Source organism: Staphylococcus sp. LKG4-2, from assembly GCF_050955665.1.
Taxonomy (GTDB): domain Bacteria; phylum Bacillota; class Bacilli; order Staphylococcales; family Staphylococcaceae; genus Staphylococcus; species Staphylococcus saprophyticus.
Map to the genome: position 1 here is coordinate 2,123,791 of NZ_CP194532.1, position 19,333 is coordinate 2,143,123.

The following is a 19,333-nucleotide window of genomic DNA, read 5'->3' on the forward strand; positions in this document are numbered from 1 at the left end:
ACATGACAATCCTCCCGATTTGAAATCTCTAATCATTATAACGAAATTTCCAACAAATTAAAACGTATTATTACAACAATTTAATATTCTAACAATTTTTCCTTGAAAATATCTCGTAAAAACTCTGGCATTAAGTAATCTATGGCTTGGTCTTTTAACATTGGGAAATATCTACCAAATGTATACATATCAACTGTTCCTAAGATATACGTGCCATCATTATCTATTTCTTCACCATTGATAAAATAACGTGATTCCGATTCGATAAATCCAAGGTTATATAAAATATAACCGCCAAAAATATCACCTCTAAAACCCAAACCTTGCGCATGTTCATTCAAATATTCTTGCTTTTGACTTTTAATAATTACTTGCTTTAATTCTTGACCACTTAATTTAATACGCACTGCGTTAATTGGATGCGGTAACATTTGATGAATATCATATTCTGTAATTTGATTACCATCCATTCCTTGTACAATTAAACCAGCATTAATAATCGTACAATCTGCATTCGTAAATTCAAACAAACTCTCTGCTAGCATATAAGATGTTTGTGAAATCATGTTCGTTCTTCTAGGTAATTGGATAGGATAATCTATGACAGCGTCACTAAGGAGTGCCTTGCCTTCCGCTTCAAAATGTGTTTCTACTTCAGGCAGCTTTTCTATAGGGTGAATCGTTGCTTCTTTATGCACTACAACATTATCTTCAATCTCTAAAGTAACCTCACCTAAGAAATAACCATATTTACCTGCAGCTGCCATAAGCACGTCATGATTAAATTCACCATTTTCGAAATAATGATGCGTATGACTTCCTAAAATTAAATCAATTTCAGGTATTTCCTGACATAACTTTTCGTCAAAAAAGACCCCTACATGACTCATAATAATTAATAAATCATAAGCACCTTCATTAGCACTTATCTCGTCTTTAATTGCTTCTAATGGATTCGTCACAACCCAGTCTAGCGCTCTATAAAACGGCGTAAATGGAGCTGTAGCAGCCACAAATAATATACGCACACCATCTATTACCTTAATAAATGATGAAGAGATATTATTTGGTAATTGACCGCGTTCATCAAAAACATTGGCACAAGTCACATCAAATTTTGCATTATCGTATAATGTGTTTAATGCATCATGAGATATCGTCATACCTTCGTTATTACCAATCGTAGCCAAATCACAATGTGCATCATTTAATAATTCAACATTTTTGATACCCATCGTTGCCTCAGTCACAGGCGCTGACAAATCAACGTGATCACCTATATCTAAGTAGAGCGAGGGATGCTTCAATTTAGGTCTCTCTTGAGCTAAATACTCAGTGATACGTGCGTATTCATGTAGATGACTGTGTATATCATTCGTATGATAAATTGTTAATTTCATCTATGTTTTCCCTCCTCTTATTTTATAAAAATGATTTAATGATTAGATATATACCCATTATGAGCATGACTGCACGCAATAATGTAACGACAGTATTCGATTGAATGGATCGATTAATTTTGACACCTAATTTAGCACCAAAATAACTTGCTATAATTAAGATGATTGCATAACCCCAGGCTACGTGACCTTGTACGATATGACCTGCTGAACTGACAACACTTGAAAAGAAAATCATCATCATACTCGTTCCTACCGCAACATGCGGTGGGAATCTAAATACAATGAGCATTAGTGGTGTCATTAAAGCACCGCCACCAATACCAAAGAGTCCTGTTAAAATACCAATAAATAATGTAGCCACAAATGCAACCAATGGTGGTACGTGATAGTGATATGTTTCCCCATGACCATCCACATAGGTTTTTTCATATTGTGGTTTCGCAAATACTTTTAAAGGCTTAATTTTATTTCTTACCATCAATAGGATGGCAACTAAGATTAAAAATATACCAAAATATAAATTAAATGATTCTAATGTCAGATAACGACTTATGATTGAACCAATTAATGAACCTGGTAGTAAGCCAAATAAAAATATCGATCCATTCTTAACATCAACTTGTTTTGTCTTAAGATAACCAAGTGTGGAAGATAAGCCGGTTACAATTAATATAACAGAAGATGTTCCGATAGCAATTTGAGGTGTTATGCCGTGTAACAAATCATTATCCACACCTAAATATACAATTGTCGGAACTATTATTATGCCGCCACCAATACCTACTAAAGAGCCTATGACCGCTGACAAACCACCAATTAAAATCAATAATATAATTGTTAACATCTTATCGCTCCTAGAATAATTTTAATTGCTGTGGTGCTAATCCTTCGTAATCTATGCCCAACAAGCGTTGGTATGTTTTAGCATTTTGTGCTGCATGACCACCAGAATTATTATTAAATACAACATAAATTTTTTTGGCTTTATGTTCTAATACTTTAACTTTATTCACTAAATCTTGTAGTTCAGATTCACTGTAATCATATAGATATCTCACGTCGCGCCATGCCTCGTCGGTCATGTCCTTTTTCGTCCACCCGTGAACATTCCGCCCATGATAACGTACAAATGCTTTTTCATGCGTGATTCTATTGATGAGCGGTATAGACCCTTGACCTGCTTGTGGTTCATCACAAACAGCATGGATGATGCGTTGTTGCGTTAAAAACGCCAATGTTTCTTCTTTAAATTGATCATTAAACCACGATTGATGCCTAAACTCGACACATATCGGAAAGTCTTTTAATTGTTCTCGCACGTATCTTATATATGTAATATTCGGTACGGTACAATCAAACCATGGTGGAAATTGAACTAATATCATAGCGAGTTTACTTTCATCCATTAGCGGTTGTAACATATCCTTAAATTGATCAAAAAGGCTTTGTCTTGTTTCTGCATAATCATGAAAATCAGCATGAAGTGTTAGTGCTTGATGTATTTTAACAATAAATTCAAAGCGTTCTGGTGTTTCTTTAATCCACTTTCTTATATTCCTTTCAGGTTGTATGGCATAATAAGTTGCATCAAGTTCCACTATTGGAAAGTGACTTGCGTATGTAATTAATTTATCTGTTTTTCGTTGCAAATCCTCATATAATGTATCGTGGTCGCCCCAACCTGTTAATCCAATATTTATCATATGTATCACCAAATTAATGATACCACAGATGATTTATGATATTCACTTGATTAAATTCAATTTACGATAACTTTAAAAAACTAAAGATTTTTATTTCAAATGATTTACTATGTATCATAAAAAATGAGACTAGAAACTTAATAATTCATTAAGCCTTCTAGTCTCGTCTTTGATAATTTTTCATATATGGCGTTGCAGTTATCGATTCATTATTTCATTTGCTTGTTTAACCACATTTTCTATTAGTGCCCAAGCCGACATATGTTGTACAAGCCTTGGACTTTGACCACTCCATAAATGTGTCCACTGCGCATTACCTTTATTTGCGGCTTCTTTGCGCAATGCATTTGTCAGTTGATTTTGTATCGGATAATCTGGAATTTCATCATCATATTCATTCATTTTATGAATAAATTCATTCTCTATGCCTCTTGCTGGTTTACCAGTAATAACATTAGTGACAACTGTATCCGTTTCTTTACTTTGACTAATTGCATGCTTATATAGTTGACTTGCACCACTTTCATCTGATGTTAAAAATGCTGTGCCCATTTGAACACCTTCTGCGCCTAATACCATACTAGCCACTAATCCTCTACCATCCATAATCCCGCCTGCTGCTACGACTGGGATATTGATTTGATCAACCATTTGAGGAACTAAAGACATGGTGCCAATAAGCGGTGTAAGTTGGCTTGCAGTTTCAGAAAACGCGCCTCTATGACCACCTGCTTCACTACCTTGCGCAATGACCATATCCATTCCTGCAGATTCATTGGCTATTGCCTCTTCAACACTTGTTGCTGTGCCAATTAATTTAATATGACGTTCTTTTAATTTTTCAATAACTGTTTGTTCTGGAATACCAAATGTAAATGAAACCGCAGGCACACCTTTTTCAATAACTAGGTCAATCGCATCTTCAAATTGCTGTTTTTCAGTCATATTGATTACAGGCTCTTCTATATTAAATGCACGTCTATAGGGCTTTAACCATGCATTCATATGTTCCACTTTTTCAGGGATGTATAATTTATCACTTGGTACGAATAAATTGACTGCATAAGGTAAATCCGTTAATTCTTGAAGATAAGTAATTTCTTGTTCTAATCTATCTGAACTAAAATATCCAGCTCCAATTGTACCTAATCCACCAGCATTACTCACAGTTGCAACTAATTCAGGTGTCGTTGAACCAGCCATGCCCGCTTGAATAATTGGATATTTCACATTCAATAACCCAGTAACTCTTGTAGATAATTTCATACCAACATACTCCTTTAATACACGTCTAAGGCAAGTCGAGACACAGACTACCTTATCCGTTTTGATTTGATCAGCAACCAACTCAAATTCACACTAGATGGATACTTCCTCAAAAACTATTTTTCACTATATGCTTTTTTCTGTAATTCTAATTTTTCCTTTTCTTCTTCGTCCATTTCATCTTCAATTTCCATTCCGAGCATCTCTTCAATCAGATCTTCATGAGAAACAATCGCATCTGTGCCACCATATTCATCTAACACAATCGCTAAATGCTTTCTTGAAACTGTCATTTTTCTTAACACCCACTCGGCTCTATTGTGCTCATTCACAAATAAAGGTTCAGATGTATAGTTTAAAATATCATTATCTGGTTCACGACTCCATGCAAGTAAGTATTTAGAATGGAAAATACCTATCACATCATCTATATCTTCATCATAGACTGGATATCTAGTGTAAGGCTTTGATACGACTGTCTCATATGCATCTTCGTATGAAACATCTGATGGAAAAGCTGTAACATTGATGCGTGGTGTTGTATCTATATCTGTAATCTTTAATTGCTCAAAATCCATGACACCTTGTATGCGATTTCGTTCTATTTCATTAAACGCACCTTCACTGCCTGCAATCGTCACCATCTGTCTAATTTCTTCTTTAGAAAAGCGCTTTGTCTCATCTGTACCATTTGATAGTGCTTTATTTATCAAATCTGTTAATGCATTTAATATCTTAGTGATTGGTTTAAAAATAAATACAAAAAATGAAATTGGTGTATAAATCAAACGCGACATTCTGTCAGGATAAGTGGCGGCGATAGATTTGGGTATAACTTCCGAAATAATGATAATTGCTATCGTAGTTACTGCTGTAGCTAACCCAACATTAATCCCCATATCAACTGCAAGAATTGTTACAAGTGTCGGTAAAATAATATTTGCAATATTATTACCTATTAAAATCGTAGTTATAAATTCGCTCGGTTTACTTAATAACTTTGCGAGTTTTCCGGCTTTTTTGTTTCCGTGTTGTGCATCTGTTTGTATCTTCATCCTATTTGCAGCAGTTAAAGCTGTTTCACTTCCTGAAAAGAAAAATGAAGCAAACAAAAGTATGATTATAGCAATAATCATCAGTGCAAGACTCCTTTAGCAATCATTATTAAAAAACTTTATATTTTGATATTTTATTCCCTAATCCTATATATGATAAACACGCTTCCACCTGATAGATTAAATAATATAGCATATATCTAAAACCGAAATAAAGCTTATACGGTGTAGCTTCACTTTTTCATCATCCTCATGTTAAACTACTTTATCACCATAATTTGCTCTACAAATTTAAATAACAGACAAGAGTATTTCTATGGCCAAAGTTCAATAATGCCAAAGTTGTGGTATGCCACTTGATAAAAAAACACCAGCTGGTACAGAAAGTGATGGTATTTTATCGAAAAAATACTGTCTTCATTGTTACCAAGATGGTGCTTTTACAATGAACCTAGATTTTGATGCAATGTACGCATATAACCTGAAAAGATTCCAATAATCCGATATGAATAAAGTTCAAAAATTCTTTTTAAACAAAATGTACACAAAAAAATTCATGGCAAAATTAGATAGTTGGCGTAAATGACACTAAGTTTATACACTATGTAATATGGCAAGCAATGCATATGATTACTTCCAACATTGAACCTGTATGTTTACACTGAAATCATATCAAAAAAACACGAGTATACACTATAGTTAAAGTATCACTTGATGCACACTTTAACCATAGGTATTACTCGTGTTTTATTATTTTATAAAAGAAAGTTAGAGATTAGAAAATCTTAACCAATACTTCCTTCCATTTCGAATTTAATTAAACGGTTCATTTCAACAGCATATTCCATTGGAAGTTCTTTCGTGAATGGTTCAATGAAGCCCATTACGATCATTTCTGTAGCTTCTTCTTCAGAAATACCACGACTCATCAAGTAGAATAATTGTTCTTCAGAAACTTTTGAAACTTTCGCTTCATGCTCTAAAGAAATATTATCATTGAATACTTCATTATAAGGAATTGTATCTGAAGTTGACTCATTATCTAAAATTAAAGTATCACATTCGATGTTTGAACGTGCACCTTTCGCTTTACGACCAAAATGAACGATACCACGATAAACAACTTTACCGCCATCTTTAGAAATAGATTTAGAGACAATCGTTGAAGATGTATTAGGTGCTTTATGAATCATTTTAGCGCCTGCATCTTGAACTTGTCCTTTACCAGCAAATGCAATCGATAATGTGCTACCTTTAGCGCCTTCACCCATTAGTACACAGTTTGGATATTTCATAGTTAATTTAGAACCTAAGTTACCATCAACCCATTCCATGTTACCATTTTCGTATACTAATGTACGTTTCGTTACTAAGTTATAAACATTGTTTGCCCAGTTTTGGATTGTTGTATAACGCACGTGTGCATCTTTATGAACAATAATTTCAACAACAGCTGAGTGTAATGAGCTTGTTGAGTAAACAGGGGCAGTACAACCTTCAACATAGTTCACTGAAGCACCTTCATCTGCAATGATTAAAGTACGTTCGAATTGTCCCATATTTTCTGAGTTAATACGGAAATAAGCTTGTAATGGTGTATCTAATTTAATATTTTTAGGTACGTAGATGAATGAACCACCTGACCATACAGCTGAGTTTAACGCTGAGAATTTGTTATCTGCAGCTGGCACAACCGTTGAGAAATACTGCTTAAATAACTCTTCGTTTTCTCTTAAAGCACTGTCTGTATCTTTAAAGATAATGCCTTTATCTTCAAGTTCTTTTTCCATATTATGGTAAACAACTTCTGACTCATATTGTGCTGAAACACCAGCAAGATATTTTTGCTCTGCTTCTGGAATACCAAGTTTATCAAATGTACGTTTGATTTCTTCTGGTACTTCATCCCAAGAACGTTCAGTGTTCTCTGATGGCTTAACATAGTAAGTGATATCATCAAAATCCAATTCTGATAAATCCCCACCCCATTGTGGCATAGGCATTTTATAAAATTGTTTTAATGATTTCAATCTATAATTTAGCATCCATTCTGGTTCTTCTTTCATATTTGAAATTTCACGGACAATATTTTCCGTCAAACCGCGTTCTGATCTAAAAATGGAAACATCTTCATCGTGGAAACCATATTGATAATTCCCAACATCAGGTGCTTTTTTAGCCATTTAAATCACTCCTTTTATATATTAAAAAACGACTAACGTGCTAATTGATTTGTCTGTTATTTGCATTTTTTACTTTATCTCATAGAGACTATTATTCTATCTATACATATTCACGTTTATTTATCTTGTTGTTCTTTCCAGTTTGAATGGAATTTTACACAATGTCAACGTATCAATTCGAATGAATCTTTACTCTTCTGTATTGCCTTCCTTTTCAACTGTACCCTTTTCAAGTGCTTTCCAAGCTAATGTGGCACATTTAATTCTTGCTGGAAATTGCGCAACACCTTGTAACGCTTCAATGTCGCCCATATCTTCGCTAATTTCATATTCTTCACCAAGCATCATTTTTGAAAATTCTTGGCTCATTTTCATAGCGTCAGCCAATGTGTGACCTTTGACCGCTTCTGTCATCATAGAAGCGCTCGACATAGAAATAGAACAACCTTCACCATCAAATTTAGCATCTTTAATGAAACCATCTTCGATATCAAACGTTAGATGAATGCGATCCCCACAAGTTGGATTGTTCATGTCTACCGTCATAGAACCATTGTCTAAAGTGCCTTTATTTCTAGGACTTTTATAATGATCCATTATAACTGAACGATACAACTGATTTAAATTATTAAAATTCATATGAGAAAAACTCCTTCGTTTGTTTCAATGCTTCAACGAATTGGTCAATATCTTCTTTCGTGTTATAAATGTAAAAACTTGCACGCGCTGTAGAAGATTGGTTTAACCATTTCATAAGTGGTTGTGCACAATGATGTCCTGCTCTTACTGCTACGCCTTCAGTATCTACTGCAGTCGCAACGTCATGTGCATGAACATCAACCATATTAAAAGTAATGACACCTGCACGTTTGTCTTTGGCAGGTCCATAAATTTCAATACCATCTACTTCTGACATTTTATCATAAGCGTATGCAGTTAATTCTGATTCATGTTGATGAATCGCTTCGAAGCCAATATTTTGTAAATATCTAATTGCTTCGGCCAAACCAATTGCCTGTGCAATTAATGGTGTACCAGCTTCAAATTTAGTCGGTAAATCTGCCCATGAAGCATCGTACTTACTTACAAAATCTATCATGTCACCGCCGAATTCGGTAGGCTCCATTTTATTAAGTAGCGTACGTTTACCATACAGAACACCAATACCTGTTGGCCCTAGCATTTTATGGCCACTAAAGCTATAGAAATCGACATCTAACGCTTGCATATCTAGTGCCATATGAGGCGCAGCTTGTGCACCATCAACACTGATAATTGCACCGTGTTGGTGTGCGATTTCAGTAATTGCTTTAATATCATTAATCGTACCTAAGACATTAGAAACATGTGCAATCGCAACAATTTTCGTATTATCATTGATTGTTGCCTTAACATCTTCTAACGCTAATTGTCCATCTTCAGTCATTGGTATAAATTTCAAATGTGCATTTTTACGTTTAGCTAATTGTTGCCACGGCACAATATTTGCATGATGTTCCATTTCAGTAACAACAATCTCATCACCTTCAGAAACATGTGCGTCACCATAACTATGTGCAACAATATTAATAGAAGCCGTTGTACCTCTTGTAAAAATGACTTCCTCAAAATATTTAGCATTAATGAAACGTCTGACTGTTTCACGTGCACTCTCGTAACCATCTGTTGCTAATGAACCAAGTGTGTGAACACCACGATGCACATTTGAGTTATAACGTTTGTAATAATCCGCCATAACATCAATCACTTGAACAGGCGTTTGGCTAGTGGCCGTTGTATCTAAATACGCTAATCTTTTTCCATTCACTTGTTGGTTGAGAATCGGAAAATCTTTTATAATTTCAGTAACATTTAATGTATCAGTCAAATTATTCACAGGCCTTCCTTAATTAAGAATCAATAATCAGACCTTAGTAAAGGTTCAATCATAACTTGTAAAACGTATTTAATAACCATTTACATACGTTCAAATTTTGACATCACAATTTAATTACTACTGTCCTTGACTACATTTATTTTTGTTAATTATTTGTTTACTTTAAGTTCAATTACTTCACGCAATTGGCGTTTTACATCTTCGATAGGTAATTCACGTACTACTGGATCTAAGAAACCGTGAATAACTAAACGTTCAGCTTCTTGACGAGAAATACCACGACTCATTAAGTAATAAAGTTGTTCTGGATCTACACGACCAACAGAAGCTGCATGTCCAGCCTCTACATCATCTTCATCAATTAATAAGATTGGGTTAGCATCTCCTCGAGCATTTTCAGATAGCATTAATACACGAGATTCTTGGTTTGCATTTGATTTCGTACCACCATGTTTAATATAACCAATACCATTAAATACAGTTGACGCACTTTCAAGCATAACACCGTGTTTTAAAATATAACCAATCGTTTCTTTACCATACTGAACAATTTTAGAAGTTAAATTGATTTTTTGACTTCCAGTTCCAACTACCACGGACTTCAATTCACTTTCAGAACGATCACCGATTAAGTTAGTTGTATTATCAATAATTTGACTACCTTCATTCATTAGACCTAAAGCCCAATTAATCTTCGCATCGGCATCTGCTGTACCACGACGAATGATATGACCTGTAAAGCCTTTATCTAAATAATCAACTGATCCGTAAGTGATTTTTGAGTTAGCACCAGCAATTACTTCTGAAATAATGTTTAGTTGATTGCCTTCACCGTCTGCATTTGATAAATAGTTCTCTACGTACGTTACTTCCGCACTTTCTTCAGCAGCAATAATAACATGATTGTAAAAACTTGCTTGGTTGTCATCATGTAACACAACATATTGAATAGGATGCTCCACGACAACGTTTTTAGGTACGTAAACAAACATACCACCGTTTAATAACGCTGTGTGTAACGCAGTCAATCTATGCTCATCTACAACTACTGCTTCTTTCATGAAATATTGTTTCACTAAATCTGGGTGATTTACTAACGCATCTGCTAAGCCTTCTACAATGACACCGTCATTTTTTGCAGAGTCAGAAACTTTAGAAAAAGCAAGTGTATTATTATGTTGGATAATTAAATTTTCTGAGTTCTCAATATCAATAATCTCTTTAACAGCTTCTGGCAATGCTTCTAATGATTGATATACATCGCCTGTCGTTTCATGTTGTTTAAATGAGTCAAAATCCCATCTATTAATTTTTGTTTTATCTGGTTTTGGCATTTCTAAAGTTTCGGTTAATTTCAACGCTTCTTTACGTAATTCTGTTAACCAAGCTGGCTCATTATGGGCTTGTGAATACTCAACAAGTTGCGCTTCAGAAATGTTCAAAGTTTCAGTCGTCATACTATTTTCCTCCCATTTGATGATTATATGATTTAATTCATCGGCTTAAATCAAGACCTTAAATCTTCATCTAAATTAATATATTTAATATGAGTTGAGACTTATTCTGCAGCACCGAACTCTTCTTTAACCCATTCGTAACCTTCTTCTTCAAGGCGTTTCGCTAATTCAGGACCGCCTGAAGTAACTACTTTACCACCATACATTACATGAACGTGATCAGGTGTGATGTAGTTTAATAGACGTTGATAGTGCGTAATGATTAATGAACCGAACTCTTTACCACGCATTTGGTTGATACCTTTAGAAACAACTTTTAGCGCATCGATATCTAAACCAGAGTCAATTTCATCTAAAATAGCAAATTTAGGTTCTAACATCATTAATTGTAAAATCTCATTACGTTTTTTCTCTCCGCCTGAGAAACCTTCATTTAAATAACGTTGAGCCATATCTTGATCTATATCTAAATAGTCCATTTCTTTATCAAGTTTCTTAATGAATTGCATTAAGTTAATTTCTTCGCCTTCTTCACGCTTTGCATTAATTGCTGAACGCATGAAATCTGCATTAGTTACACCAGTGATTTCTGATGGATATTGCATTGCTAAGAAAAGACCTGCTTTCGCACGTTCGTCAACTTCTAATTCTAAGATGTTGACGCCATCTAAGATAACTTCCCCTTGAGTTACTTCAAAGCTAGGGTGTCCCATGATTGCAGATGATAATGTTGATTTACCCGTACCATTTGGCCCCATAATTGCGTGTATTTCACCAGTGTTAATTGTTAAGTTAACACCTTTTAAGATTTCTTTATCTTCTATAGACACATGTAGGTCTTTAATTTCTAATGTTGATGGCATACATATTCCCTCCGTATTATATGATATGTTTTCCTATCTAGTTTATAATAATTTTAATCTACAGTCAAAAGACTGAGCCCTTGTTACATCATCTCATTATAACGTAGTTATAAGTGAATATAAACCTTTTCAAGTGCTAAATTAAAATCGTTATTAAAACACAATCATTTTCGATAATAATAGTAAGTATTTCTTAACTGATAAAAAACGATATCATGTTCTCAATGGTAATTTTTCGCAATATAATCAAAAATATATTTTTTACATCCTTTTTATTTTACGTGTTTCATTATTGTAATAGGCCATATTATGCTATTATCATTAATACATTTTATTTAAGAAAGGAATTGAATATGTCAAAAATCAAATGGTCAAATCTTTGGAAAGGTTTTGCGATGGGGACGACAGATCTCGTACCTGGTGTTAGTGGTGGTACAATCGCGCTCTTACTGGGTATATACGATGATTTCATACATTCTATCAGTGGTCTTTTTTCAAAACGTTTTTGGGAAAGTTTAAAGTTTTTACTGCCTATCGGTATCGGCATGGTAGTTGCAATCGGTTTACTTAGTAAACTAATAAACTATTTACTTAGTACGCATACTGTTCCAACAATGTTCTTCTTTGTAGGTTTAATTGGTGGTATCATCCCCTATTTATTAAAAACTTCTCGATTCAAACACACTTTTACAACACCGCATTATTTATTATTAGTTGTAGGCATTATCGTCATAGTAATGATGACTGTGATGAATAGTGGTGATAAGCATGCGGGAGAAACACTATCACTTTCAACAGGCCTTATATTAAAATATTTTATTGCTGGCGCATGTGCTTCAAGTGCGATGTTATTACCAGGCATTTCAGGATCATTTATGTTACTCGTATTCGGTGTTTACGGTACAATCATGTATGCTATTTCTGAATTTGTTTCACTTAACTTTGCAGCCTTACCTATTTTAATCACTGTCGGTTGTGGTGTATTATTTGGATTCTTGTGTTCTAGTAAATTAATCCAATATTTATTGTCTTATTATACTTATTTAACATACGCATTAATCATAGGATTTGTAATTGGTTCACTATATGCTGTATTCCCCGGTTTACCAAGTACAATAATGATTTGGATTGTATCAATCGTTACGCTGTTATTAGGTTTTGTGATCAGTTATAGATTAGGTAGGGTGACCGCCGATTAACAGTTTCAACCTAAATTATAATCATGCTTCAAAAAAAATCACTCAGTGTAATACGTTACACTAGCCATGAATTCTTAATTTTTATATAATAGAATATCAATTGGTATAGATTGAATAACAAATCAATGGAGGAATTAATTAATTTTTGGGAACCCTTATTAGTTTAATCACATTTATAGTATTACTTGCATTAACTGCATTCTTCGTTGCGACAGAATTCGCAATCGTCAAAGTACGTTCATCTCGTATCAATTCACTTGCTAGTGGAAATAATAAAAATGCGATTGCCGCTAAAAAAGTCGTAACGCATTTAGATGAATACCTAGCTGCTTGTCAATTAGGTATCACAATTACCGCTCTAGGAATAGGTATGGTCGGTGAATCCACTTTCGAATTTTTATTACATCCCTTATTTAGTAGTATTGGACTTTCTGAAACAATGATCCATATATTCACCTTAATCAGTGCTTTTGTTATTGCGACTTACTTACACGTTGTTGTTGGAGAAATGGCACCTAAGACCATTGCAATTCAAAAAGCTGAACAAATCACATTAATCATTGCCAAACCAATCATTATGTTTTACAAAATATTTTATCCATTTATATATACCCTTAATGGTTCGGCGCGTTTAATTTTAAAAATGTTCGGCATGCAACCTGCTAAAGAAAGTGAATTGTATCATTCAGAAGAAGAGTTAAAGCTATTAATTAAAGAAAGTCACGAAGGTGGAGAAATCTCTGAAAACGAATTAACTCATATTAATCGTGCTTTCGCTTTTGATGAAATGAAAATAAAAGACGGTTATCTACCTTTAGAAAAAGTTTCTGTTATCGATATAAATAGCGATATAAATGAAACAAAATCTTATGTAAACAATGCAAACTATACTAGATTTCCGGTAATCAAAGATAATCCAACGAACATTGTTGGCTACATTCATTCAAAAGATTTATTAAATGACAGTGTCACTTCAGTTCAGGAAATCACACACGATATCCTTAAAATTAAATTGACTACAAAATATCATCAGGTACTTGAACAAATGAAATCGCAACAAATTCATATCGCCCTTGTTGAAGATGAAAATCAACAAGCTATAGGTATCATTACAATGGAAAACATTTTAGAAAATATCGTCGGCGATATTAAAGATGAACACGATTAACATAAAATAATAAAACATAGGCGCAATAGGCACATATCATAAGACGTGACCTATTGCGCTTTTTTGTAAATTTAATTCTATATAACAAAATAACTTATGCAGAGGAGCGATCAATATTCAATACATTAAACATTTGCCTGGTAAATGGAAGATTATTGCGTCAACGTTTAATATGTGGACTTCTGGCAAAAAAGCAAATCCTTCTATCTCTTATTCAATAATAGAAAAGGAACCATTAATATTGCTAGACAAAGTACAGTATCAAACAAAATACAAAACAAAATCTATCTTAGGTTACGATAAATTAAAGGACGATCAATTTACTTGGACAGGCAAAGGATTGTTACGATGTTTCTCTAGCAAGTGGCGTATTATTTATTTAGATTCCGACATACTTATTATTCAATTTTCTTCCACTTTAGTAACAAAAGCTGGTATGGACATCCTAATCAAAGAAGAAGATGCAGGCAAATTATATAAAAAACGATTAAAGCATCAACCGAACTCATTTAATTTAAGTAAAGACATTATACAAAGTTTCCAATGGTTAATTTGATTTAAAAATTGAAAAACTAAAGTGTTTTTAATTGGTATTTAAATTTTAGGAATTAATGAACATTACAGAGCAAAATTTAATATTAGTTTCCAAATATCAAATTTTTTGAAAGACATTAAAATTAAATTTAGCCATTCATTTGAGCTTTTCTATATCACAAATACTTCAAACTATAGCGCGTTTAGTAATAATAACGAAAAACAAGCGTATAGTAACTATGCTTTGTTTACGTGTGGAACGTAAAAAATAACTAACACTCGTCTTTTACTTTGTAGTTGTAGTTTTAAATAATGCCCTTTTACAATATCCTAGACACAAAAACAACCCTTTAACTATTGGAGTTAAAGGGTTTGTTAATTAATTCAATATTATTTTGCTGGTACAACCGCACCATCGTAATGATCGTTGATGTAATCTTTAATTTCTTTAGATTGTAATACATCCATTAAAGCTTTGATTTTTTTATCGTCTTTATGTCCATCTTTAACTGCAATTAGGTTTGCATATGGATTATCTTTCGCTTTTTCTAAGACAATAGAATCATCTTTAGGGCTTAATTTTTGATCAATGGCAAAGTTAGAGTTAATGATGACGGCATCTGCATCTTCCTTTTGATAAATTTTTGGTAAATATTCTGCTGATTGTTTATTGTTAAATTTGATATCTTTTTTATTTTCTACAATATCATCAAATTTAGCATCTTCAATTTTAACACCTTTTTTAATTTTAATAAGTCCAGCGTCTTGGAAGAATTTTAAGAAACGACCTTCTTCAGCAGGATTATTTGAAACATAGACAGTAGCACCTTTAGGTAAATCTTTTAAACTTTTATATTTTTTAGAATATACGGCCATAGGTTCTAAATGAACATTACCTGCAGATTCAATCTTATAGCCTTTATCTTTTTTCTCAGTGTTTAAGTAAGGTGTATGTTGGAAGAAATTTGCGTCAATTTCTCCTTTATCTAATAATTTATTAGGTGTTGTATAATCATTGATTGTTTTAATCTTTAAATCATAACCTTTATCTTTTAATAACGGTTTTGCTTTTTCAAGAATTTCAGCGTGTGGCGCTGGTGAAGCACCAACAGTAATCGTCTTATCTTTACCGCCACCACCGTTACCACATGCAGCTAGAACAAGCGCAAGCACAACGACCGAAGCTAAACTTAATAACTTTTTCATATAAAAATCTCCCCTTTATGAATTTATCTTTTATCAATTTTATTTGTTGCCCAATCACCAATAAATTGAATAATGAACACAATAATAAGTATTAAAATAGTTGAAACAAATATGACATCATTTTGATTACGTGTGAATCCTGTTAAATAAGCTAAGTTACCTAAACCACCTGCACCGATGACACCTGCAACTGCTGTAGAACCAACTAATGCGATGGCTGTCACTGTGATGCCAGATACTAATGCTGGCATTGCTTCTGGTAAAAGTACTTTTCTCACTACAGTCCAAGTACTCGCTCCCATTGACCAAGCCGCTTCGATTACACCTTTATCAATTTCTTTAAATGCGATTTCCACTAATCTTGCATAGAATGGTGCTGCACTGATGATTAATGCTGGCAATGCACCTGTAGGACCACTGATTGTGCCTAATACTAAACTTGTAAATGGAATTAACAATAAGATTAAAATGATAAACGGAATCGCTCTGAATAAATTCACAATGAATGAAACAATGCTATAAAATACTCTAGCGACTGGTGACTTACTTTTAGCTGATAAAAAGAGCAAGACACCTAAAATAATTCCTAAAACAAATGCAAATATTGTTGCTATTACCGTCATATAGATGGTTTCATATGTTGCAACCCAAACTTCTTCCCAGCTTACGTTTGGCATTGTAAACATTTCTCGGAGGATATCGCTTAATGAATTACCCATGTTTAACCACCTCCACAGATACATGTTGTGCCTCTAAATCATTTTTGAATTTTTCAAATTTTTCTGAATTTGCAACGGCAAATTGTATGATTAAAAATCCGATAGAACCGTCTTTTGTATGTTTAATATTAGCTTCCAAAATATTGACATCTAAATTGTGTGTCTTCGTTATGTATGACACTAATGGTTCCGTTGCGTTGTTCCCAGTAAAATTCAAACGCACAACGTAATCATTTTCATTAAGTGACACGAGTTCACTAATTGATTCGTCGAAGTCATCATTTAAGTCATCCTTCACAAAGCGTTTTGTCACATCGTGTTGTGGATTTTCGAATACACTTGAAACTTTGCCTTGTTCTATCACTTTACCATTTTCCATTACTGCAACTTCATCGCAAATACGTCTAATGACATGCATTTCATGTGTAATAATAACGATGGTTAAGTTTCTTTCTTCTTTTATTTTCAATAATAGTTCTAAGATTTCATCTGTTGTCTGTGGATCTAATGCACTTGTCGCTTCATCACATAATAATACAGATGGTTCGTTAGCTAATGCTCTCGCAATACCCACACGTTGTTTTTGCCCACCTGATAATTCTGAAGGATAAGCATCTTCTCTCCCTTTCAATCCGACCAATTCCACTAACTCAAGCGCACGTTGCTTGGCTTCTTGTCGTGAAATCCCTGCGATTTCTAATGGGAATGTAATATTGTTTAATACAGTACGTGACCATAATAAATTGAAATGTTGAAAAATCATACTCACTTTTTGACGTTTTTTTCTTAAGTCCGATTTTGATAGCTTACCTATAATGTCACCATCTATAATAACGTCTCCTGATGTTGGTTGCTCAAGATGATTTAAAAGTCTTATTAATGTACTTTTCCCCGCACCTGAAAAACCAACAACACCAAAAATTGAGCCTGATTGAATACTTAAATCAACATGATCTACAGCAAGTACGTCCTGTTTTTTCGTTTTGTACCTTTTGACTATTTGATTTAACTCAATCATTCTGTTGCCTCCTCGTATTGCTTTGTTTCAATTAAATAAAAAATGCTTTCCCTATGTTCATTGAAGAATAGAGAAAGCAACGTTTGCTTCTCTCATCTTCTAAAGTTTCTATGAACTTTATGTGAATTGGCACCATTTCTGTTACAGACGGTTGCCGGGCTTCAAAGGGCACATCCCTCCACCTCTCGTGATAAGAGTTTCGTTATTTAATTATTTTTAATCCTACCATCGCACTAATGATTCGTCAATAATTATTTTAAATTTTCTAACAAATTAGGGACGGATTGAAATGCGTAAATTCTTTTTTGCTCTTCACCTTTTGACATCAACATCAACACAGGTACAGATTGTATTTCATGTTCCTGACTAAAATCTGGATGAAAATTCAAATCGATTTTAGTAATTGGTAATTTTAATATTTCATTAGCAATGTCTAACATTCTTTCAGAAACTTTACAGGTACCACATGTCGGTGTGTATCCAAATATAAGATATTTTTCCTGATTTATATGTTCATCTATATTGACGCGTTGTTGATTTGTTACCTTCATGTTAATAAACTTACCCTTTCAGCTATATAATCCAATTTCGCTTTAGCTACTTTTTCTTCATCCTTTACCGTAAACCCATGCTTTTCAAGCACTCTGGATAAATATCGTTTAGGACAACGTGCAACCTCACAATATTGTTTATCTATTCTTATATGTCTACTTTCACTTAAATATCGTTTAAACCATTTTCGAATTTTTTCACCTTCATCATCGGCATCGACAAGTATATACACTTGTTTATCGTATAATGTATCAATCATTTCATCAATTTTATCGACACCCATCGTACCATTAGTACAAATAATATCGATTGGTTGATCGATTACTTGTTTTACCCGCTTTTTGTCTGACTTTCCTTCTACAATAATTACTTGGTTTAGTATCGCCATGACATCCACCCTCTAAATGTTGATAGTAAATTTCTCTATTTAGTTCTTCACAATACTGAGTGACCATAAACATCCTTTACAGTTTTCTAATTTCATCTTATTATGGCAATCCATTTTTGTCAGCTAAATACACTTACCTACAACAAATGACTACGTCTGCATTTACAAAGTCTTAACAATTTTTTGATTAGTCTCATTTGAATATAGATAAAAAAAGGTAAAATAAAAACTCCAAGATAGTTATATCATGGAGTTCTATGTAATATTATTCACCAATCATTTCAGAATATTGTTCTGCTGACATTAATTCCTCTAATTGACTTTCGTCACTTAATTCAACTTTTACCATCCAAGCTTTTTCGTAAGGTGATTCATTTACGAATTCTGGACTGTCTTCTAGTTCTTCATTAGATTCTAAAACTTTACCTGATACTGGCGCATAAAGTTCTGAAACTGTTTTTACGGACTCAACACTACCAAACGTGTCGCCTTCATTAATTTCATCATCAACTTCTGGTAATTCAACGAATACGATATCGCCAAGTTCACCTTGTGCATATTCAGTGATACCAATTGTTACTGTATTACCTTCAACTTTTACCCACTCATGTTCTTTAGAATATTTTAATTCACTCGGTACTGCCACGAGAATCCCCTCCTAAATGTTTTTACATATTAATGATGCCATATGAATAGCATACAATCAACTATTTAATGGCATCTTTAAATTATTATAATGTTTT

The 19,333-nt window shown here is 33.5% G+C and carries 19 protein-coding genes, 1 pseudogene and 1 riboswitch; of the genes and pseudogenes, 4 read left to right on the forward strand and 16 right to left on the reverse strand.

Annotated features, from left to right (window positions below):
• Positions 1–80: 80 nt before the first annotated feature.
• The 5 genes from ACM6UH_RS10360 to ACM6UH_RS10380 form a co-directional block, all read right to left on the reverse strand.
• Positions 81–1,400, reverse strand: a complete 1,320-nt coding sequence (locus ACM6UH_RS10360; protein ID WP_069803776.1) for a bifunctional metallophosphatase/5'-nucleotidase — start codon at positions 1,398–1,400, stop codon at positions 81–83.
• 22 nt (positions 1,401–1,422) lie between these two features.
• Positions 1,423–2,247, reverse strand: a complete 825-nt coding sequence (locus ACM6UH_RS10365) for a sulfite exporter TauE/SafE family protein (protein ID WP_011303534.1) — start codon at positions 2,245–2,247, stop codon at positions 1,423–1,425.
• Positions 2,248–2,257: 10 nt separating this feature from the next.
• Positions 2,258–3,106, reverse strand: a complete 849-nt coding sequence (locus tag ACM6UH_RS10370; protein ID WP_069803773.1) for a DUF72 domain-containing protein — start codon at positions 3,104–3,106, stop codon at positions 2,258–2,260.
• 198 nt (positions 3,107–3,304) lie between these two features.
• On the reverse strand, positions 3,305–4,372 hold the full coding sequence (locus ACM6UH_RS10375) for an NAD(P)H-dependent flavin oxidoreductase (protein WP_069795401.1): 1,068 nt from the start codon (positions 4,370–4,372) through the stop codon (positions 3,305–3,307).
• Positions 4,373–4,488: 116 nt separating this feature from the next.
• Positions 4,489–5,508: a hemolysin family protein gene (locus ACM6UH_RS10380; protein WP_041079620.1), complete on the reverse strand. Its 1,020-nt coding sequence runs from the start codon at positions 5,506–5,508 to the stop codon at positions 4,489–4,491.
• Positions 5,509–5,773: 265 nt separating this feature from the next.
• On the opposite strand from ACM6UH_RS10380, the pseudogene ACM6UH_RS10385 reads away from it, so the two are divergent.
• Positions 5,774–5,926: pseudogene (locus tag ACM6UH_RS10385) on the forward strand (zinc ribbon domain-containing protein); the annotation flags it as partial.
• A 286-nt stretch (positions 5,927–6,212) separates the two neighbouring features.
• Here ACM6UH_RS10385 and sufB read toward each other — a convergent pair.
• From sufB to sufC, 5 genes are all read right to left on the reverse strand, one after another.
• A complete protein-coding gene (gene sufB, locus ACM6UH_RS10390) occupies positions 6,213–7,610 on the reverse strand; it encodes a Fe-S cluster assembly protein SufB (RefSeq protein WP_002483834.1) in 1,398 nt (465 codons plus the stop codon).
• A 189-nt stretch (positions 7,611–7,799) separates the two neighbouring features.
• Positions 7,800–8,249: a Fe-S cluster assembly sulfur transfer protein SufU gene (sufU, locus tag ACM6UH_RS10395; protein WP_011303539.1), complete on the reverse strand. Its 450-nt coding sequence runs from the start codon at positions 8,247–8,249 to the stop codon at positions 7,800–7,802.
• Entirely contained in the window at positions 8,239–9,477 is a 1,239-nt protein-coding gene (locus ACM6UH_RS10400) for a cysteine desulfurase (protein WP_037538939.1), read from the reverse strand. The genes sufU and ACM6UH_RS10400 overlap by 11 nt, the downstream gene beginning before the upstream one ends.
• 158 nt (positions 9,478–9,635) lie before the next feature.
• Positions 9,636–10,943, reverse strand: coding sequence for a Fe-S cluster assembly protein SufD (gene sufD, locus ACM6UH_RS10405; protein ID WP_002483837.1), 1,308 nt, complete (start codon positions 10,941–10,943; stop codon positions 9,636–9,638).
• A gap of 101 nt (positions 10,944–11,044) precedes the next feature.
• A complete protein-coding gene (gene sufC / locus ACM6UH_RS10410; RefSeq protein ID WP_002483838.1) occupies positions 11,045–11,806 on the reverse strand; it encodes a Fe-S cluster assembly ATPase SufC in 762 nt (253 codons plus the stop codon).
• A 353-nt stretch (positions 11,807–12,159) separates the two neighbouring features.
• Here sufC and ACM6UH_RS10415 point away from each other — a divergent pair, with 353 nt between their 5' ends.
• The 3 genes from ACM6UH_RS10415 (at position 12,160) to ACM6UH_RS10425 (ending at position 14,729) form a co-directional block, all read left to right on the forward strand.
• Positions 12,160–13,005, forward strand: a complete 846-nt coding sequence (locus tag ACM6UH_RS10415) for a DUF368 domain-containing protein (RefSeq protein WP_047502566.1) — start codon at positions 12,160–12,162, stop codon at positions 13,003–13,005.
• 145 nt (positions 13,006–13,150) lie between these two features.
• Positions 13,151–14,173 (forward strand): hemolysin family protein, encoded by a 1,023-nt coding sequence (locus ACM6UH_RS10420; protein ID WP_048787519.1) that lies wholly within the window; start codon positions 13,151–13,153, stop codon positions 14,171–14,173.
• Positions 14,174–14,414: 241 nt separating this feature from the next.
• Positions 14,415–14,729 (forward strand): hypothetical protein, encoded by a 315-nt coding sequence (locus tag ACM6UH_RS10425; RefSeq protein ID WP_141567913.1) that lies wholly within the window; start codon positions 14,415–14,417, stop codon positions 14,727–14,729.
• 368 nt (positions 14,730–15,097) lie between these two features.
• Here the strand turns inward: ACM6UH_RS10425 and ACM6UH_RS10430 are convergent, their stop codons facing one another.
• The 6 genes from ACM6UH_RS10430 to gcvH all read right to left on the reverse strand — a co-directional run bounded on the left by ACM6UH_RS10430 (position 15,098) and on the right by gcvH (position 19,236).
• Positions 15,098–15,913 carry a MetQ/NlpA family ABC transporter substrate-binding protein gene (locus tag ACM6UH_RS10430; protein WP_011303542.1) on the reverse strand — a complete coding sequence of 272 codons (816 nt, stop codon included), beginning with the start codon at positions 15,911–15,913 and terminating at the stop codon, positions 15,098–15,100.
• A gap of 23 nt (positions 15,914–15,936) precedes the next feature.
• Positions 15,937–16,632 carry a methionine ABC transporter permease gene (locus tag ACM6UH_RS10435; protein ID WP_037538908.1) on the reverse strand — a complete coding sequence of 232 codons (696 nt, stop codon included), beginning with the start codon at positions 16,630–16,632 and terminating at the stop codon, positions 15,937–15,939.
• Complete coding sequence (locus ACM6UH_RS10440; RefSeq protein ID WP_048787521.1) at positions 16,625–17,650, reverse strand: methionine ABC transporter ATP-binding protein; 1,026 nt, start codon at positions 17,648–17,650, stop codon at positions 16,625–16,627. The genes ACM6UH_RS10435 and ACM6UH_RS10440 overlap by 8 nt, the downstream gene beginning before the upstream one ends.
• Before the next feature lie 89 nt (positions 17,651–17,739).
• A riboswitch (SAM riboswitch) is annotated at positions 17,740–17,847 on the reverse strand.
• A 54-nt stretch (positions 17,848–17,901) separates the two neighbouring features.
• Entirely contained in the window at positions 17,902–18,201 is a 300-nt protein-coding gene (locus ACM6UH_RS10445; RefSeq protein ID WP_011303545.1) for a thioredoxin family protein, read from the reverse strand.
• Positions 18,198–18,590: a toprim domain-containing protein gene (locus ACM6UH_RS10450; protein ID WP_011303546.1), complete on the reverse strand. Its 393-nt coding sequence runs from the start codon at positions 18,588–18,590 to the stop codon at positions 18,198–18,200. The genes ACM6UH_RS10445 and ACM6UH_RS10450 overlap by 4 nt, the downstream gene beginning before the upstream one ends.
• Positions 18,591–18,855: 265 nt before the next feature.
• Positions 18,856–19,236 carry a glycine cleavage system protein GcvH gene (gene gcvH / locus ACM6UH_RS10455; protein ID WP_011303547.1) on the reverse strand — a complete coding sequence of 127 codons (381 nt, stop codon included), beginning with the start codon at positions 19,234–19,236 and terminating at the stop codon, positions 18,856–18,858.
• Positions 19,237–19,333 lie beyond the last annotated feature (97 nt).

Bases quoted from the DNA above. Each gene is read 5' to 3' on its own strand.
- ACM6UH_RS10360 (WP_069803776.1), bottom strand. From the start codon at position 1,400: ATGAAATTAACAATTTATCATACGAATGATATACACAGTCATCTACAT.
- ACM6UH_RS10365 (WP_011303534.1), bottom strand. From the start codon at position 2,247: ATGTTAACAATTATATTATTGATTTTAATTGGTGGTTTGTCAGCGGTC.
- ACM6UH_RS10370 (WP_069803773.1), bottom strand. From the start codon at position 3,106: ATGATAAATATTGGATTAACAGGTTGGGGCGACCACGATACATTATAT.
- ACM6UH_RS10375 (WP_069795401.1), bottom strand. From the start codon at position 4,372: ATGAAATTATCTACAAGAGTTACTGGGTTATTGAATGTGAAATATCCA.
- ACM6UH_RS10380 (WP_041079620.1), bottom strand. From the start codon at position 5,508: ATGATTATTGCTATAATCATACTTTTGTTTGCTTCATTTTTCTTTTCA.
- sufB (WP_002483834.1), bottom strand. From the start codon at position 7,610: ATGGCTAAAAAAGCACCTGATGTTGGGAATTATCAATATGGTTTCCAC.
- sufU (WP_011303539.1), bottom strand. From the start codon at position 8,249: ATGAATTTTAATAATTTAAATCAGTTGTATCGTTCAGTTATAATGGAT.
- sufD (WP_002483837.1), bottom strand. From the start codon at position 10,943: ATGACGACTGAAACTTTGAACATTTCTGAAGCGCAACTTGTTGAGTAT.
- sufC (WP_002483838.1), bottom strand. From the start codon at position 11,806: ATGCCATCAACATTAGAAATTAAAGACCTACATGTGTCTATAGAAGAT.
- ACM6UH_RS10415 (WP_047502566.1), top strand. From the start codon at position 12,160: ATGTCAAAAATCAAATGGTCAAATCTTTGGAAAGGTTTTGCGATGGGG.
- ACM6UH_RS10430 (WP_011303542.1), bottom strand. From the start codon at position 15,913: ATGAAAAAGTTATTAAGTTTAGCTTCGGTCGTTGTGCTTGCGCTTGTT.
- ACM6UH_RS10435 (WP_037538908.1), bottom strand. From the start codon at position 16,632: ATGGGTAATTCATTAAGCGATATCCTCCGAGAAATGTTTACAATGCCA.
- ACM6UH_RS10440 (WP_048787521.1), bottom strand. From the start codon at position 17,650: ATGATTGAGTTAAATCAAATAGTCAAAAGGTACAAAACGAAAAAACAG.
- ACM6UH_RS10445 (WP_011303545.1), bottom strand. From the start codon at position 18,201: ATGAAGGTAACAAATCAACAACGCGTCAATATAGATGAACATATAAAT.
- ACM6UH_RS10450 (WP_011303546.1), bottom strand. From the start codon at position 18,590: ATGGCGATACTAAACCAAGTAATTATTGTAGAAGGAAAGTCAGACAAA.